The following is a 17514-nucleotide window of genomic DNA, read 5'->3' as shown; positions in this document are numbered from 1 at the left end:
GCCGGGACGGCGGCGCGCTGCGGGCGACGCACGTGCTGGAGTTCCCCGGCGGCTACACCCGCACCACCGGGCCGGTGATCGGGCGCTTCCTGACCGAGCTGCGCGACGGGCGCCTCGTCGGGGTCCGCACCGCCGCCGGGCGGACGCTGGTGCCCCCGCTGGAGTACGACCCCGACACCGGCGAGCCGGTCACCGGCGAGTACGTCGAGGTCGGCCCCGCCGGAACCGTGGAGAGCTGGGCGTGGGTGAGCACCCCGCGCGGGGGACACCCGCTGGACCGGCCGTTCGCCTGGGCGCTGATCCGGCTGGACGGCGCCGACACCGCGCTGGTGCACGCGGTCGACGCGGGCGACGTCAAGGCGATGCGCCCGGGGCTGCGGGTCCGCCCCCGCTGGCGGGCCGGGCGCACCGGTCACATCACCGACATCGAGAGCTTCGTCCCCGAGGTCACCCGGATCGTCTCCGAGGTCCGCGTCGAGTACACCCTCACCCCGGGCCGGGCGCTGACCCGCTTCCTGGAGGGCGTCGCCCAGGGCGTGCTCATCGGCTGCCGGTGCGGCACCTGCGGGAAGGTCTACGTGCCCTACCGGCTCTCCTGCCCCGAGTGCGGCGTCGCGATCACCGAGGAGAGGGTGGTGCCCGACACCGGCACGATCACCACCTTCGCCATCAACAACCTGCCCGACCCGCGCGCGCCCGAGGTGCCGTTCGTCTCGGCGTACATCCAGCTGGACGGCACCGACATCCCGATGATCGCGCTGGTCGGCGGGGTCCCGGCGCACGAGGTGCGCCAGGGCATGCGCGTGCGGGCCGTGTGGGTGCCCGAGGAGGAACGGACGATGTCCATGTCGAACATCACGTGGTTCACCCCCACGGGCGAGCCGGACGTGGAGCTGTAGATGCGCGACATAGCGATCGTGGCGTTCGCGCAGACCCGGCACAGCGCCGTCGACGAGGGGCAGGGCGAGTCCGAGCTGATCCTGCCGCCGCTGGAGGAGGTCAGGGCCGCCACCGGGCTGCGCACGTTCGGCTTCACCTGCTCGGGGTCGTGCGACTACCTGGCGGGAGCGCCGTTCTCCTTCGTCTCCGCGCTGGACGCGCTCGGCGCCTGGCCGCCGATCTCCGAGAGCCACGTCGAGATGGACGCGGCCTGGGCCCTGTACGAGGCGTGGGTCAGGCTCCAGCACGGCGACATCGACACGGCCCTGGTCTACGGCTTCGGCAAGTCCTCCCAGGGCGACCTGCGGGAGATCATGACGCTCCAGCTCGACCCGTACTACCTGGCCCCGCTCGGCCTGGACCAGGTCTCCTTCGCGGCGCTGCAGGCGTCGGCGGTGGGGGCCGACCGGGCCGAGCTGGACGAGATCGTGCGTCGCAGCCGCGCCGACGGCCGGGCCAACCCGCGCGCCCTGGACCTGCCGGACCCGGCGGGGGAGGGGTTCGAGGTCGAGCCGCTGCGGCCGTACGACATCGCGCCGATCACCGACGGCGCCGCCGCGGTGGTGCTGGCGGCGGGGGACGCGGCCAGGGAGCTCGCCGAGCGGCCCGCCTGGATCACCGGGATCGCGCACCGGATCGAGCCGCACTACCTGGGCATGCGCGACCTGGCCCGGTCGGTCTCGGCGGCCAGCGCGGCACGGGCCGCGGGGGTCGGCAAGGGCGGCGTCGACGTGGCCGAGCTGCACGCGCAGTTCAGCCACGAGGAGGTCGTGCTGCGCCGGGCGCTGGAGCTGCCCGAGGGCACCCGGATCAACCCGAGCGGCGGCCCGCTGGCCGCCAACCCGGTCATGGCCACCGGCCTGATCAGGCTCGGCGAGGCGGCCGGGCGCATCCTGGACGGCAGCGCCGGCCGCGTCGTCGGGCACGCCACGGCCGGTCCCTGCCTGCAGCAGAACCTCGTCGCCGTGATGGAGGCGTAGCCGATGCGTCCGGTGGAGCCGGTGAGGCAGGGGCGACGCGGTCCGGGCGGTCCGGGTGCCCTGGGCGTCCTGGGTGGCTCGGGAGGTCAGGGCGGCTCGGGAGGTCAGGGCGGCGGGGGAAGCGAACGAGGAACGGTGAGCGACCATGAGCAGTGGTGACCCCTGCGCCGTCATCGGCGTCGGCCAGACCCGCTACACGACCAAGCGGCACGACGTCTCCATCGCCGGACTGGTCCGCGAGGCCGCTCAGCGCGCGCTGGAGGACGCGGACCTGACCTGGAAGGACATCGACGCGGTCGTCATCGGCAAGGCGCCCGACCTGTTCGAGGGCGTGATGATGCCCGAGGCGTACCTGGCCGACGCGCTGGGCGCCGCGGGCAAGCCGATGATGCGGGTGCACACCGCGGGCTCGGTCGGCGGCTCCACCGCCCTCGTCGGGGCCTCGCTGATCCAGGGCGGCGTGCACGACCGGGTGCTGGTGGTGGCGTTCGAGAAGCAGTCGGAGTCCAACGCGACCTGGGCCCTGTCGACGCACCTGCCGTTCAGCGCCTCGCTGGTCGTCGGCGCGGGCGGCTACTTCGCCCCGCACATCCGCGAGTACATCCGCCGCTCCGGCGCCCCCGGGCACGTCGGCCACCTGGTGGCCGTCAAGGACCGGCTCAACGCGCTGAGGAACCCGTACGCGCACCTGAGGATCCCCGGGATCGACCTGAGAATGGTCGAGTCGACCCCGATGCTCTGGGAGCCGATCCGCTACCTCGACACCTGCCCGTCCTCCGACGGGGCCTGCGCGATGGTGCTGTCGGCGGCGGACAAGCTCACCGGCAGCACCCCCGCCTGGGTGCTGGGCACCGCGATGCGCTCCGAGCCGATCTTCCGCGCGGGCCGCGACACCGTGAACCCGCAGGGCGGCAAGGACTGCGCGGCCGACGTCTACCGGCAGGCCGGGATCACCGACCCGCGCCGGGAGATCGACGTCGCGGAGGTGTACGTGCCCTTCTCCTGGTACGAGCCGATGTGGCTGGAGAACCTCGGCTTCGCCCCCGAGGGGGAGGGCTGGAAGCTCACCGAGTCCGGGGCCACCGCCCTGGACGGGGACATCCCGTGGAACCCCTCGGGCGGCGTGCTGTCGAGCAACCCGATCGGCGCCTCGGGGCTGATCCGGTTCGCCGAGGCCGCGCTCCAGGTCCGGGGGATGGCGGGGGAGCACCAGGTGGACGGCGCCCGGCGGGCCCTCGGGCACGCCTACGGGGGCGGCGCGCAGTTCTTCGCGATGTGGATGGTCGGCAGCGACAGACCCTGATCCCCCAGGAGGGGCGCGATGGAGTTCAACCACGCGGACATGTTCGAAGGACTCGCCGACGCGATCGGGGATCGCGTGGCGGTCGTCTGCGGCGACGACCGCCTGACCTACGCCGAGCTGGACGCGCACGCCAACCGGCTCGCGCACTTCCTCGAGGACCGCGGCGTCCGCGCCGGGCAGCACGTGGGCGTGCACCTGTACAACGGCGCCGAGTACGTCACGGCGGTGCTGGCGGCGCTCAAGCTCCGGGCCGTGCCGGTCAACGTCAACTACCGCTACGTCGAGGCCGAGCTGCTCTACCTCTACCGCGACTCCGACATCGTGGCGCTGCTGTACGACGTGGAGTTCCAGGACCGGGTGGCGGCCGTGGTGCCGGAGGTGCCCGCCCTGGAGCACCTGGTCGCGGTGGGCGGGCCCGCCACGATCGAGGGCGCCGTGCGCTACGAGGAGGCGCTGGCGGATCAGCCGGAGACGCGCGGCTTCCCGGCGCGTTCCGGCGACGACCTCTACATCATCTACACCGGCGGCACCACCGGCATGCCCAAGGGCGTGATGTGGCGGTGCGAGGACCTGTTCTTCGCCTTCGGCGGCGGCAACCCCTACGGCGAGCCGCGCGCCACACCGCGGGAGGTGATCGACGCGGCCGTCGCCGCCGGATCGATGACGATGATGGCCGCCGCGCCCCTGATGCACGGCGCCGCCCAGATGGCCACGTTCATCACCTGGTGGATGGGCGGCACCATGGTGTACGTGCGGAAGTTCGACGCGGCGGAGGTGCTGCGGACGATCGAGCGGGAGAAGGTCCTGACGGTCAACATGACCGGCGACGCCATGGCCCGCCCGCTGGCCGACGAGATCGCGACCGGCGCCTACGACCTGTCGTCGCTGTTCGTGCTCAGCTCCACCGGTGCGATCCTCACCGGCTCGGTACGCGCCCGCCTGGAGGAACTCCTCCCCGGCCGGATGATCATCGACAGCTTCGGCTCCACCGAGTCCGGCTACACCGCCTCGGCGGTCCCCGGCTCCTCCCCGGAGTCCGGGCTGCGCTACCAGGCCAACCCCAACGCGAACCTGGCCGTGCTCGACGGGTCGCTGGAGCCGGTCGTGCCGGGCTCGGACGAGCTGGGCGTCGTCGCCAGGACCGGCCGCATCGCGTCCGGCTACTACAGGGACGAGGTCAAGACGGCCCGCACCTTCGTGACCGACCGGCACGGCACGCGCTGGCTGCTCACCGGCGACCTGGCCAAGGTCGAGAAGGACGGCACCATCGCGATCTTCGGCCGGGGGGCGGCCTGCATCAACACCGGCGCGGAGAAGGTCTTCCCCGAGGAGGTCGAGGCGGTCCTCAAGGGGCACCCGGAGGTCTTCGACGCGGTGGTGACCGGCATCCCGGACGAGCGGTGGGGCAGCCGGGTGGCGGCGGTGATCGAACCGCGTCCCGGTACGGCCCCGACGGCCGAGGAGCTCCGGGCCCACTGCCGGGAGAAGATCTCCGGCTACAAGGTGCCCCGGACGTTCGTCTTCGTCGAGCAGATGGTCCGCTCCCCCGCGGGCAAGGCCGACTACCGCTGGGCCAGGGAGACCGCCGAGGCCGCCGAGTCGGCCCCGGCCTGACCCCGCGCGGCGGGGCGGCCGGGAGGCTCGGGGCGGGGGCCGGATGATCGGATCGGGCGCGTGAACCGTGCGGGCGCCCGATCCGTTCCGAGGATGTGATCCGACTACTGCTGGCCGCCGTACTGCTTCTGCTGACGGGGTGCTCCGGGAGCGCCGGGGATACCGTGAGCGGCGCGACCGTCGAGCCTTCCACGCCCGCCGGGACCACCGCGACCCCGGGAACCCCGGCGAGTCCGGGAAGTCCGTCGTCCGGGGTGGTGGTGCGCTTCCACAGATGCCTCGGGATGACGTGCGACGGGGGTGACGCGATGAGCGTCACCTCCGACGGCCGGGCCATGGCGCTGCGGGAGGGGGAGCTGGTCGCCGTCCCGCTGCCGGAGGCCGAACTGCGCGAGCTGCGGGCCGGGCTCGCCGCCGCCCTGACCGGGCGGGAGGGCACCCTCGACCGCACCGGGGGCGCCACCGACCAGCCCTTCGCCGTCGTCACCGTCGTGGACGCCTCCGGGAAGTCCCACGAGACCCGGCTGGAGGGGTCACCGCTGGCGGAGGACGCCGGCATCGTCGCCGCGATCGACCGCCTCGCCGCGCTGACCGGCCGGATCCGCTCCACCGGCACCCCCGACCGCAGCGGGCCGATCACGGTGACCATGTACGAGGACCCGAACACCCCGGCCGGCCGCCGGGCGGCCTGGCCCGGGGACGTCCCCGTGCCGATCACGTCCGGGAACCACGGCGTCCGGGAGTACGGGGGAGAGCAGGCGAAGGCGGTGCGGGCGGCCCTGGGCGGCCCCGGGGACGACGTGACGGTGCGGGCCGGGGACAGGACGCTGATCGCTCGCTGGGAAGCCGTGCTCCCCTGATCCGCGCCGTCCCCGGCCCGCGTCCTCCGGCCCGCCTCATCCGGGCCGGAGGAAGGCCGGATCGGCTCGCCTCGTCCGATCCGGCCGCCGGTCAGCCGAAGGCCCTCACCTCCAGCAGCCCGACCGCGTCGGGATCACCGTTCAGCACGACCCGGAGCCGGGTGGTGCTCACCTGGCCGAAGGTGACCCGGTTGAACGCGTCGGCGTTCACGGCGTAGCCGCTCGGGCTCGGCACGTCGACGTAGGCGCTGCCGTTCCAGTACTGCAGTTTCCACGACGCCGGCAGGTCGATGCCCTGGCCGTCGTCGAAGAAGTAGACCTCCGCCGACCTCAGCGTCTGCGCCGACGACCAGGTGAGCTCGGCCCACTGCGTGCCGGTCTCGGGCCAGGTGCCCCAGCGCGGGTTGACGGTGTCGTTGGAGGAGGGCGGGACGACGCCGTCGTTGATCGCGGCCACGCTCTCCCAGGAGGAGGTGTAGGAGGCCGACGGGGTCGCGGCCGGGGCCAGGTTCTGCTCCGCGCCCGCTCCGAGGGTGAAGGTCCTGGTCACCGGGGTGCTCTGCCGGTCGTAGTCGCGCAGCTGCACGGTGAAGGTCGCCGGGGCCGTCGAGGTCGTGGTCCCGGTGATGGCGCCGGTGAAACGGTTCAGGGTGAGCCCCGGGGGCAGGCTCCCGCCGGTGATCCTCCAGTCGTAGAAGGGCACGCCGCCCTTGGCGGCCAGCGTCTGCTGGTAGGCCTGGCCGGCGACGGGCCGGGGCAGGGCGGTGGTGACGATCGACGGCGGCAGGAACGGGGTGAGGTTGCGGTTGATCCGCCACCCGGCGTTCTCGGCCACGAGCAGGGCGAGCTTGGTCAGCATCCAGCGGCGGGTGGGGAACATGTGCGTCCAGCCGCCGCTCTGCCCGCTGAGCCGGTCCCAGTACGGCTGGGTGCCGGGGATGTGGTAGCCGGACTCCAGCGGGACGGCGCGGCCCTGGTAGGCGATGACGTCCTGGTCGTTGGCGCCCCCGGACTGCTCGTAGGCGCGCATGCCGGCCCAGTCGCTGTGGTAGGCGACGGCGTGGCCGTACTCGTGCATGACCAGGCCGTGGACGTCCAGCACCGAGCCCTGGATCTCCGTCTTGTACCAGTCCTCGTCGGCCAGCGAGGTGAAGAGCTGCTTGCCCGCCTCGTCGTACTCGAAGATCATCGCGGTCGAACGGTGCAGCGGGCCGGGGAGCTGCTGCCCCTGCCGGGTGAGGTACTTGCCGTTGCGCGCGGGGTAGCCGGTGGAGTACGGGCTCTGGATGCCGCGGAAGAACACGTACATGCCGTTGTAGGCCCGGTCGTTGGTGACGTTGATCATGTTCTGCCACTCGTTGCCGGGCAGGTGGTTGGTCTCCGCCCCGGCCGCGACCGTGTCGAACGGCGCCATGTCGAAGAAGCGGAACCAGTCCTTCACCGCCTCCTCGGCGGCGGTGCGGAAGGCCGGCTGCGAGAAGTACCCGGTGATGTTGTCGTAGCGGTAGTCGAAGGTGAGGGGGACGGTGGGCTGCAGCGCGGTCTTCTCGTCCTGCTGCACCCTGATCGGCATGGACTGGGTGTACACCTGCCTGCCGGCGTCGGTGGTGGTGAGCCGGAGCGTGTACAGCTCGTCCTGGCCGGGGGCCCGCTTGGAGTGGATGGCCAGCCGGAAGACCTTCTGCTCCGAGGCGTTCGCGAACGTCAGCCGCTTGGTGGCGCCGGTGGCGGTGAGCTGGCTGGGCAGGTCCATCATCAGGCGCGAGGTGCCCTCGGCCTTGAGGTCGACGGTGACGGGGTAGGTCACGCCCTCCGGCGGGCGGACGGTGAGCTCGACGTAGGGGTTGGCCAGGTATCCCTGCCAGTCGACGAGCTGGACCCCGTGGTCGTTGATCGTCCTGCCGAACATGTCGACGACCATGGCGGTGGGGGCGGCGTGCGCGGCGGGCGTGGGCACGGCGACCAGGGCGGATGCGAGGAGCAGGAGAGAGACGAACAGGCGTTTCATAACATACGACCTCAATTCTTCGGTGCCGGGAATGACGGTCCCTCGCCGCGGCGGCGACGGCCCTTGGCCGGGGGGTGGCGCCGGGGTCCCGGCCCGCGCGGGGCGGGCCGGGGTCCGGCGGGGGCGCGGCGAAGGGCGGCGCGGGGCGGCGGCGAGGGACGACGAGGGGCGGCCGCGGGTGACGCGGTGACGCGGTGACGCGGGTGACGCGGTCTAGGAGAAGACCTGCCACTCCAGGACGCCCGTGGAGAGGGCGGGCCTGGAGGTGATGCTCATCCGCAGCCGGGTGGTGCTGACCTGGTTGAACGTGGTCGTGTTGAAGGTGTTGGCCGCGGTCCCGCAGGACGACTGGCCCGGCACGTTCACGTAGGCGCTGCCGTTCCAGTACTGCACCTGGCAGGAGGCCGGCAGGTCGATGCCCTGGTTGTCGTCGAACCAGTAGGTCTTGACCGATCTGACGTTCTGGGCGGTGGGCCAGCGGTACTCGATCCACTCGGTGCCCTGGTGGTCCCAGTTGCCGTAGGCGCCGCGGCTGCGGTCGGCCGAACCGGCCGGGGTGTAGCCGTCGTTGACGGCACCCAGCGTCTCCCAGGGGGAGACGTAGGAGGTGGACGGCGTGGCGTTGACGGCGAGGTTTGCCGGACCGGTGGGGCCGGTGGTCTGGACGACCTTCTGCATGGTGCCGTCGGCGTTGAAGTACAGCTTGTCCAGGGTGACCGACCTGCGGAAGTTGCCGCCGCCGGGGGCCCCGGCGTTGTGGTACACCATGTACCACTGGCCCTTGTACTCGATGATCGCCGGGTGGTTCGTGGTGGAGGTGACCTGGTCGAGCACGACGCCGCGGTGGGTCCAGGGGCCCATGGGGCCGGAGGCGGTGGCGTAGCGGATGCAGGCGTAGCCGGGGGCCGAGCAGCCGGAGTCGTTGGCGGCGTAGGCCAGGTAGTAGACGCCGTTGCGCTTGAACATCCAGGGGGCCTCCCAGAAGTTGCTCACGCCGGACGGGGTGACGACCGATCCGTTGATCGAGGTCATGTCGGCGTTGAGCCGGGCGGCGCGCAGCCCGTAGTAGGAGCCCCAGTACATGTAGACCTGGCCGTCGTCGTCGGTGAAGACGGTGGGGTCGATGTTGAGCGGGGAGGAGTTGGGGGTGGAGTCGCTGATGAGCGGCCCGCCCTTGGCGTCGGTGAACGGGCCGGTCGGGCTGTCGCCGACCGCGACGCCGATGTTCATCCAGCCGGGGCCGTTGCCGTTGATCGACACGTACCAGTAGTACTTGCCGTTGGCGCCGCGCTCGACCTCGCCGGCCCACGCGTCGCCGCCGGCCCAGGAGAAGTTCGACAGCGACAGCTTGGCGCCCTGGTCGCTGAAGGTGGTCGCGTCGTTCGAGCTGTAGACGTGCCAGTCGCGCATGACGAAGTTGGTCCCGCCGACCGGCGCCTCGTCGTGCCCGGTGTAGAGGTACAGGTTGTCCCCGACGACCAGCGCGGCGGGGTCGGCGGTGTAGATGGAGGTGGTGATGGGCGCGGCGGCGCCGGCGGAACCGCCGGCGGTCATGACGAGGGAGAGCCCGAGGGCCGCGGCGATGATCGCCGACCAGCGTCGTCTCATGGGTGAACGCTCCTGGGGGGTCTGAGCGGAGATCCGAGCGGGGGCTGAGCGAGGGGACTGTTAGCGCTAACAGCACGTGCCGGGGAGAGAGGTGAGGCGCGTGTCGCGCGACGCTTACTTTTGGTTGAGCCGAGTGTTGGCGAAAACCGATACCCCGTCAAGGGCCACTTTCCGCTGCGCCGATGCCACTGGAAAGTAACCGCAGCTAGACGCGGTACAAGGGTGCTGAAAAGGTTTTCAGTGACGTGTACATACAGGGCCGGGACGGGCAGGTCTTGACGGGTGGTGTGTGACATCTTACGGTCCCTGAGGAAAACCTATTCCTGATTTTTCCGGGAGTGCGATGGCTGACTTTCGTGATCAGATCCGCGGTCCGGTGGTCCCCCCGGCGGGCGCGCGGAGGCCGCTCGGCGTCGGCGACGTCGAGATCGGCGGAGGACCCTTCGGGCGGTGGCAGCGGATCAACCGCGAGGCCGGCATCGCGCTCGGCCGGGAGAGGATGGAGAGCTCCGGCGTCCTGTCCAACCTGAGATGGGCCGCGGGGGAGGGGGAGGGGCCGTACCGGGGCTACCGCTTCCAGGACTCGGACCTGTACAAGCTGCTGGAGGCCGTCGCCTGGGAGCACGGCCGCGAACCGGCCGGGTCCTACCGGGCGTTCGTCGCCGAGTCCGCCGCCCTGCTGGCCAGGGCGCAGCGCGCGGACGGCTACCTCAACTCGCACTACCAGACGGTGAAGCCGGACAGGGTCTTCGCCGAGCTGGAGTACAGCCACGAGATGTACTGCGCCGGGCACCTCTTCCAGGCCGCGGTGGCCGCCGTCAGGACCGGCTGCGGCGAGGGTGCGGGCACCCCGGGGCCGGGTGGCGAGGAGCCGGGGGACCAGGAGCCGGGCGGGGAGCTGCTCGCCGTGGCGCGCCGCCTGGCCGACCACCTCGTGGACGTCTTCCTGACCGGCGGCCACGGCGGCATCGACGGGCACGCCGAGGTCGAGACGGCCCTGGTCGAGCTGTACCGCCTCACCGGCCACCGGCCCTACCTGGAGCTCGCCTCCCGGCTGGTCGACGGCCGGGGCAAGGGGCTGATCGCCGACGTCGGCACCGGGCCGCTCTACGCGCAGGACCACCTGCCCGTACGGGAGGCCGGCACCCCGGTCGGCCACGCCGTGCGGCAGCTCTACCTCGACGCCGGTGTCGTCGACGTCGCCGTCGAGACGGGCGACGCGTCGCTGCTGGAGTCCTCGGTGCGCCGCTGGGAGGACATGGTGGCCACCAAGACCTCGATCACCGGCGGGCACGGCTCGCGGCACGACGGCGAGGCGTTCGGCGAACGCTACGAGCTGCCGCCGGACCGCGCCTACAACGAGAGCTGCGCGGCCGTCGCGAGCATCCACTGGAGCTGGCGGCTGTTCCTCGCCACCGGGCAGGGCCGCTACACCGACCTGATCGAACGCACGCTGTACAACGCCTTCGCCGCCTCCACCTCCGCCGACGGCACCCGGTTCTTCTACGTCAACCCGCTGCAGCGCAGGACCGACCTCGTCGAGGACGCCTACCTGGGCAGGCGCCGGGAGTGGTTCGCGTGCGCCTGCTGCCCGCCGAACATCATGCGGCTGGTCTCCTCGCTGGGCCACTACGTGGCCACGGCCGACGACGACGGGCTGTCGGTCCACCAGTACGTGCCCGGCCTGATCCGCGCCGGCGCGATCACCCTGGCCGTCGAGACCGGCTACCCCTGGGACGGCCGGGTCGTCTTCACCGTCCGCGAGGCACCCGGCACCGCCCGGACGCTGCGGCTGCGGATCCCCGCGTGGAGCGCGGCGGGCGACCTGACCCCCGGCCCGGACGGCTACGCCGCCATCCGGCGGGCGTGGCGGCCGGGCGACACCTTCACCCTGGACCTGGACATGTCCCCCCGGCTGGTCCACCCGCACCGCAGGATCGACGCGCTGCGCGGGTGCGTGGCCGTGGAGCGGGGGCCGCTCGTCTACTGCTTCGAGCAGGCCGACCAGGACACCGACGTCGAGGACCTGGCGCTGGAGCCGGGCACGGCGCTGCGCGTCGTCGACAGGCCCGACCGGCCCGACCTGGCCGGGGTCGGCAGGACCGTGCTGATCGAGGCGGACGCCGTGCGCCTCCCGCCCGCGCCGGCCGCCGGCCTGCCGTACTTCACGACCCCGGCCGGCCTTCACACCGACCCCTCCACCGACCTTTCGACCGGCACGAGAACGACCGCCACGGCGATCCCCTACCACCAGTGGGACAACCGGGACGGCGGCGCCATGCGGGTCTGGATCCCCCTCGCGCAAGGACGTACACCATGAGACGACGGGACCTGTTCAGGATGGGCGGCCTGGCCGCCCTCGGCACCGCCGCCGCGGCCTGCGGCGCGGGCGGCGGGGACGGGAGGGCGGGAAGGGCGTCGCTGCAGTTCATGTACTGGGGCTCGGCGTTCGAGCAGAAGGCCGTCGCCTCGATGCTCAGGGAGTTCGAGAAGAAGAAGCCCGGCGTGAAGGTCTCCGCGCTGTTCACCCCCGACGAGTACGACGTGAAGCTCAACACCCTGGTCGCGGGGAACCGGATGCCCGACGTCGGCTACGTGCCGATGGCGATGTCGTTCCGCCTCGGCGAGCAGGGGAAACTGCTCAACCTCTTCCCGTACCTGACGAAGTACCCCCAGCTCGCGGGCTATCTCTCCGACGCCTACCTGTGGTCCGGGCAGGACACGCTGCACGGCGTCGCGACCGCCAACGAGATCGAACTGCTCTGGTACAGCAGATCGGCGATCGCGGAGGCCGGGGTCGAGACGCCCCCGGCCCTGGCGGCGAGCGCCTGGACCTGGGACCGGCTGGTCGAGAACGCCTACAGACTGACCGTGGACCAGAACGGGAAACACCCCGACGAGTCCGGGTTCGACCCCCGGCGGATCAGGCGGTTCGGGTTCTCCTGCAGCCTGACCTACCCCGCCGCCTGGTACGGGTTCCTGCGCAGCAACGGCGGGGACTTCGCCGACGAGACCGGCCGCACCTGCCTGCTCGACCGCCCCGAGGCGATCGAGGTCTTCCAGAACCTCCAGGACCTGATCTACAAGCACCGCGTCTCCCCCGGCCCGGGGCAGCTCGCGGCCACCGGCGACGACGTGCCCGGCACGAGCATCCTGCTGAAGACCAAGCGGGTGGCGATGGTCGTCGACGGGCACTGGAGCCTGCTCGACATGAACGAGAGCAAGGTGGACTACGGCATCGGCGTGCTGCCGGTGTACGAGCGGCCGTACACCACCGCGCAGGTCGCCGGGGCCTCCGCCGTGTTCGCCGGCACGAAGCACGTGGAGGAGGCGGTCGAGCTGTTCGCCTTCCACATCGACCCCCGCTACGTCGACCTGTACGCGCGGGGCCTGTGGATGCCCCAGGAGCGCAGGTACTACGAGGACCAGGCGGCCGTCGACTCCTGGATCAAGAACGACTCCCACCCGCCGGAGTTCCGCACCGCGGTCGTCGACTACGCCCGCGACCACGGCGTGCCGGCCTTCGGCAACCAGATCAAGGACATGACCGTCATCGGCTCCGACGTGCTCACCCCGGCACTGCAGGAGATCGAGAGCGGCAAACGCCCGGCGGCGGAGATCCTCAGGGAGGCCGCGCCGAAGATCACGGCCAGGCTGCGCGGCCGGCACCACACCCAGGGACTGTGAGATGCCCGCCCAGCCCGACATGCCCGCCCAGCCCGACCCACTCGTTCAGCCCGGCACGTCCGCTCAGCCCGGCACGTCCGCTCAGCCCGGCACGTCCGGCCGATGGCTCTCCGGTCAACGGCTCCCCGGCCGATGGCTCTCCGGTCAACGGCTCCCCGGCCGATGGCTCTCCGGTCAACGGCTCCCCGGTCAACGGCTCCCCGGTCGGCGGCTTTCCGGTCAGCGGCGCATGGAGCGGCGCTGGGGCGTGCTCATGGCCGTGCCCGCGATCCTCGGCTTCGCGATCTTCACGGCCGGGCCGATGGTGGCCTCGTTCGCCTTCAGCCTGACCGACTGGCAGATCGGCGGCACCCCGTCCTTCGTGGGCGTGGACAACTACGCCGCGCTGGCCGGTGACGAGCTGTTCTGGAGGTCGCTGAGCGTCACGACGTACTACACCCTCGGCGCCGTGCCGCTGGGGCTGATCGTCGCCTTCGCCGTCGCGCTGCTGCTCAACCGGCGGGTGCGCGGGCTCTCGCTCTGGCGGACCGTCTTCTACCTGCCGACGCTGGTGCCCGCGATCGCGAACGTGGTCCTGTGGATCTGGATCTTCAACCCCGACTTCGGCCTGCTCAACTCCCTGCTGCGCGAGGCCGGACTGCCCGCCGGGCAGTGGATCTACGACGAGGCGACCGCGATCCCCTCGCTCGTCGTCATGAGCACCTGGGGGTTCGGCAACACCATGGTGATCTTCCTCGCGGGCCTGCAGGGGGTGCCCCGGCACCTGTACGAGGCGGTCTCCATCGACGGCGGCGGGCCCCTGCGGCGCTTCTGGCACGTGACCCTGCCCATGATGACCCCCACCATCTTCTACAACCTCGTCGTCGGGGTGGTCGGCACCTTCCAGGTCTTCAACCAGGCGTACGTGATGACCGAGGGCGGCCCCGACCACTCCACCCTCTTCTACGTCTACTACCTGTTCCGCAAGGCGTTCATCGAGAGCGAGATGGGGTACGCGAGCGCGCTGGCCTGGGTGCTCTTCATGATCATCATGGTGCTCACCTTCCTGATGTTCCACAACGCCCGCCGCTGGGTGTACTACGAGATGGCGGGCGCCCGATGACCGCGACCGGCGCCCCGCGCCGCCCCCGCCCCAGCCGGGACGGCACCCCCGGCACTCCCGGCGGCCCCGGTACCCCCGGGGTTCCCGGCACACCCGGAGCTCCCGGCGCCCCGCGCGCCCGGACCGGTGCCGCCCCGACGCGCCGTCCCCGGCGGTACCGCAGGATGCTGGTCTACCTGGCCCTGACCGCCGGGGCACTGCCGACCCTGCTGCCGTTCGTGTGGCTGGTGCGCAGCTCGCTCATGCAGGACTCCCAGATGTTCACAGCGCCCCCCGAGTGGATCCCCTCGCCCTTCCAGTGGTCCAACTTCACCGAGGCGCTCACCGCCCAGCCGTTCGCCCTCTACTTCCTCAACACGGTGATCATCGCCGTCGTCAGCGTGCTCGGCACCGTCGTCACCTGCTCGATCGCCGCCTTCAGCTTCTCGCGGCTGCGCTGGCGGGGACGCGACGTGGTCTTCGCCGTCCTGCTCAGCGCGGTGATGCTGCCGTACGCGGTGACGCTCATCCCCACGTTCGTCATGTGGCAGGAGCTCGGCGCGCTCGACACGTTCGTCCCGCTCACCGTGCCGAGCTGGTTCGCCGGGGCCGGGGGAGGGGTGTTCAACGTGTTCCTGCTGCGGCAGTTCTTCCTGACCATCCCCTTCGAGCTGGACGAGGCCGCCTACATCGACGGGGCCTCGCCCGGACGGGTGCTGTGGACCGTCGTCCTGCCGCTGTCGCGGCCCGCGATCGTCGTGGTGACCATCTTCACCTTCATCGGCACCTGGAACGACTTCCTCGGGCCGCTGCTCTACCTCAACGACGAGAGCAGGTACACGCTCTCGCTCGGCCTGGCCTCCTTCCAGAGCGTCTACATCACCCAGTGGGGCTACCTGATGGCCGCCTCGGCCGCGGTGATCGCCCCGATCATCGCGCTCTTCTTCTTCCTCCAGCGCTACTTCATCGAGGGGGTCACACTCACCGGCATCAAGAACTGACGGCCCTCGGGCCGCTTCGGACCGCCCTGAGTCGCTTCGGGCCGCCCTGAGTGAGGCCGCCCCGGGCCGTCTCAGACCGTGGAGTCGCGGATGACCAGGCGGCAGGGCATCCGGTGCACGCCCGGGGTGGCCCGGCCGTCGATCGCGGCGAACAGGTGCTGGGCCGCCGTACGGCCCAGGGCCTCCAGGTTCATGTCGACCGTGGTGAGCGGGGGCCTGGTCTCGGTGGACAGGACCTCCCAGTTGTCGTAGCCGACGACCGCGAGGTCCTCGGGCACCCGGCGGCCCCGCTCGCGGGCGGTCTCCATCAGCCCGGCCGCTATCTGGTCGCTGCCGCACACCACCGCGTCGACCTCGGGGTCGGCCCGCAGGATCACGTCCGCGGCCTGGCGCCCCCAGCGCTGCGACCACGCGCCGTACATCACCTGGCCGCCGGACAGCGGCAGGCCCGCCTCCTCCAGCGCGGCGGTCACCCCGGCGGCGCGCTCGCGGGCCGCCTGGTAGTGGGTCGGGCCGGTGACGTGGGCGATCCTGCGCCGCCCGAGGGTCAGCAGGTGCCGTACGGCCTGCGCGGCGCCGTCCACGTCGTCGGGGACGAACGACACGTCCGCCGGGTCCGCCGACGGCGCGTACGCGTAGACCACCGGTATCGGCAGGTCGCGGCCGACCGACGGACGGGGGTCGGTGCTCTCGCCCACCACGATCAGGCCGTCGACGCGGCGGGTGAGCAGCGTCCGGACGTGGTGCTGCTCGCGGATGGCGTCGCCGCGCGCGTCGCAGAGCAGCACCGCCATCTCACCCGCGCCGAAGGCGTCCTCGGCGCCGAGCAGCACGGGGATGCCGAACCGGCCCACGCTGTCGCCGGTGAGCAGGCCCACGGTGCGGGTCTGCCCCGACAGCAGGCCCCTGGCCAGCGCGTTGGGACGGAAGGAGAGCTCCTCGGCGGCGCGGAAGACGCGCTCGCGGGTCTCCGCGCGCACCTGCCCGCGCCCGTTGAGCGCCTTGGAGGCCGTCGCGATGGACACCCCCGCGCGGGTGGCCACGTCGGTGATCGTGGCGTGTCGTTGGGGAGCCATCTGAGAGAAAACCTTTTCTACTGGGGGACGTACACCCCCGTCGAAGATAGTCGCCGACCTGCCCCTGAGCAAGCCCGTCCACGGGCCTGACAAGGGCATATGGGTTCCGGCCCGGATGAAATCCTTTTACGACCCGGCGCGATCCCGCGGGCCGGTCGACGCGCGGACCACCAGCCGTCCCGGAGCGCGCACGACGCCGGAGGCGCGGTGCCCGTCCAGGGCGGCGGACAGGTACCGTACCGCGGTGGCGCCGAGCCGTTCCAGGCCGGGGTCGACGGTGGTCAGCGGCGGCTGGCAGTCGGCGGCCAGCGCCGTCCAGTTGTCGTAGCCCACGACCGCGACGTCCCCGGGGATCGTCCGGCCGAGCTGCGCCAGGGCCTGGCAGGCGCCGTCGGCGATCTGGTCGTTGCCGCAGAAGATCGCGTCCACCCGGGGTTCGGCGGTGAGCAGCGCGCGCGTGGCGGAGCGTCCCCAGCGGCGCGACCACTCGCCGTGCAGCGGCCCGCCGCCGGCCAGGCCGAGTCCGTGGTCGTCCAGCACGCCGCGCAGGGCGGCCAGCCGGTCGCGCGTGGCGCGGTAGGACTCCGGGCCGGTGATGTGCCCGATGCGGCGGCGGCTCAGCGACAGCAGGTGCTCGGCGGCCAGGCGCGCGCCGCCCGCGTCGTCGGCCAGGAGAGACAGGTCCGCCGGGTCGTCGGACTCGCCGTAGACGTAGACCACCGGCACCCCGGCGTCGCGGGTCAGCGACGGGCGCACGTCGTTGTCCTCGCCCACGATGACGAACCCGTCGACCTGCCCGGCCGTCAGGGAGCGCAGGTAGTGCTCGCGGCGGCGGGGGTCGCCGCGCGCGTCGCAGAGCACCGCGGACATGCCCTCGCCGCCCAGCGACCTCTCCACGCCGAGGAGCACCTGCATCGAGAAGCGCCCGTCGCGCTCGTCGGTGAGCAGGCCGACGGTGCGCGCGCGGGCGGCGGCGGGCGGGCCCGGGGCCGCGGCGGCACGGAAGGACAGCTCGGCCGCGGCGCGCCGTACCCGGGACCTGGTCGCGTCGGCGACCTCGGACCGGTTGTTGAGGGCCTTGGAGGCCGTCGCCACGGACACCCCGGCCCGCCTGGCCACGTCGGTCAGGGTCACCGCTCCGGAACGACGTCGACCCACCGAAATCCTTTCAAGGCCGTCGCAACCGTGTGCGGGTTTCGTACACGCGCGGCTCAGCCTATGACGGACCCCCCATCCCGATCAACGATCTGCGACCGTTCTCCGTTATCAAAATTTAACGTTGCCGAAAACCTTTTCGGGGTCGATCGTGAACTAAGGCGCGGTCCCCCGCCGCGCCTGCCGTTCCACCACCCGTCAC

At 72.0% G+C, this 17514-nt stretch carries 13 protein-coding genes; 9 read left to right on the top strand and 4 right to left on the bottom strand.

Features of this window, described 5'->3' with window-relative positions; translation table 11 throughout:
• Positions 1-17 precede the first annotated feature (17 nt).
• From ACLQ2R_RS20850 to ACLQ2R_RS20830, 5 genes are all read left to right on the top strand, one after another.
• Positions 18-899 (top strand): Zn-ribbon domain-containing OB-fold protein, encoded by an 882-nt coding sequence (locus ACLQ2R_RS20850; protein WP_425961999.1) that lies wholly within the window; start codon positions 18-20, stop codon positions 897-899.
• The gene (locus tag ACLQ2R_RS20845; RefSeq protein ID WP_425961768.1) at positions 900-1919 is read left to right on the top strand and encodes a thiolase domain-containing protein; all 1020 of its coding nucleotides are present in this window, start codon (positions 900-902) and stop codon (positions 1917-1919) included.
• A 145-nt stretch (positions 1920-2064) separates the two neighbouring features.
• A complete protein-coding gene (locus ACLQ2R_RS20840; protein ID WP_425961766.1) occupies positions 2065-3222 on the top strand; it encodes a thiolase domain-containing protein in 1158 nt (385 codons plus the stop codon).
• Between the two features lie 18 nt (positions 3223-3240).
• Complete coding sequence (locus ACLQ2R_RS20835) at positions 3241-4836, top strand: acyl-CoA synthetase (protein ID WP_425961764.1); 1596 nt, start codon at positions 3241-3243, stop codon at positions 4834-4836.
• A 308-nt stretch (positions 4837-5144) separates the two neighbouring features.
• A complete protein-coding gene (locus tag ACLQ2R_RS20830; RefSeq protein WP_425961763.1) occupies positions 5145-5696 on the top strand; it encodes a hypothetical protein in 552 nt (183 codons plus the stop codon).
• A gap of 91 nt (positions 5697-5787) precedes the next feature.
• On the opposite strand, the gene ACLQ2R_RS20825 is transcribed toward ACLQ2R_RS20830, so the two are convergent.
• Both ACLQ2R_RS20825 and ACLQ2R_RS20820 read right to left on the bottom strand, forming a co-directional pair.
• On the bottom strand, positions 5788-7704 hold the full coding sequence (locus ACLQ2R_RS20825; RefSeq protein WP_425961761.1) for an Ig domain-containing protein: 1917 nt from the start codon (positions 7702-7704) through the stop codon (positions 5788-5790).
• Positions 7705-7917: 213 nt separating this feature from the next.
• Complete coding sequence (locus ACLQ2R_RS20820) at positions 7918-9312, bottom strand: glycoside hydrolase family 43 protein (protein ID WP_425961760.1); 1395 nt, start codon at positions 9310-9312, stop codon at positions 7918-7920.
• 343 nt (positions 9313-9655) lie between these two features.
• On the opposite strand from ACLQ2R_RS20820, the gene ACLQ2R_RS20815 reads away from it, so the two are divergent.
• The 4 genes from ACLQ2R_RS20815 to ACLQ2R_RS20800 all read left to right on the top strand — a co-directional run bounded on the left by ACLQ2R_RS20815 (position 9656) and on the right by ACLQ2R_RS20800 (position 15081).
• Positions 9656-11632: a glycoside hydrolase family 127 protein gene (locus ACLQ2R_RS20815; protein ID WP_425961759.1), complete on the top strand. Its 1977-nt coding sequence runs from the start codon at positions 9656-9658 to the stop codon at positions 11630-11632.
• The gene (locus tag ACLQ2R_RS20810; RefSeq protein ID WP_425961758.1) at positions 11629-12999 is read left to right on the top strand and encodes an ABC transporter substrate-binding protein; all 1371 of its coding nucleotides are present in this window, start codon (positions 11629-11631) and stop codon (positions 12997-12999) included. Before ACLQ2R_RS20815 ends, ACLQ2R_RS20810 begins: the two co-directional genes overlap by 4 nt.
• 229 nt (positions 13000-13228) lie before the next feature.
• Positions 13229-14101: a carbohydrate ABC transporter permease gene (locus ACLQ2R_RS20805; protein WP_425961757.1), complete on the top strand. Its 873-nt coding sequence runs from the start codon at positions 13229-13231 to the stop codon at positions 14099-14101.
• Positions 14098-15081 carry a carbohydrate ABC transporter permease gene (locus ACLQ2R_RS20800; RefSeq protein ID WP_425961756.1) on the top strand — a complete coding sequence of 328 codons (984 nt, stop codon included), beginning with the start codon at positions 14098-14100 and terminating at the stop codon, positions 15079-15081. Before ACLQ2R_RS20805 ends, ACLQ2R_RS20800 begins: the two co-directional genes overlap by 4 nt.
• 71 nt (positions 15082-15152) lie before the next feature.
• Here the strand turns inward: ACLQ2R_RS20800 and ACLQ2R_RS20795 are convergent, their stop codons facing one another.
• Together ACLQ2R_RS20795 and ACLQ2R_RS20790 are read right to left on the bottom strand one after the other, a co-directional pair.
• Positions 15153-16157 carry a LacI family DNA-binding transcriptional regulator gene (locus ACLQ2R_RS20795; RefSeq protein ID WP_425961755.1) on the bottom strand — a complete coding sequence of 335 codons (1005 nt, stop codon included), beginning with the start codon at positions 16155-16157 and terminating at the stop codon, positions 15153-15155.
• 126 nt (positions 16158-16283) lie between these two features.
• Positions 16284-17315, bottom strand: coding sequence for a LacI family DNA-binding transcriptional regulator (locus tag ACLQ2R_RS20790; RefSeq protein ID WP_425961754.1), 1032 nt, complete (start codon positions 17313-17315; stop codon positions 16284-16286).
• Between the last annotated feature and the right edge of the window lie 199 nt (positions 17316-17514).

Source organism: Streptosporangium sp. DT93 (assembly GCF_049844535.1).
In the GTDB taxonomy this organism is placed as follows: Bacteria; Actinomycetota; Actinomycetes; order Streptosporangiales; family Streptosporangiaceae; genus Streptosporangium.
Note: the sequence above shows the minus strand (reverse complement) of the source record. Positions and strands in the feature narration are given on the sequence as shown.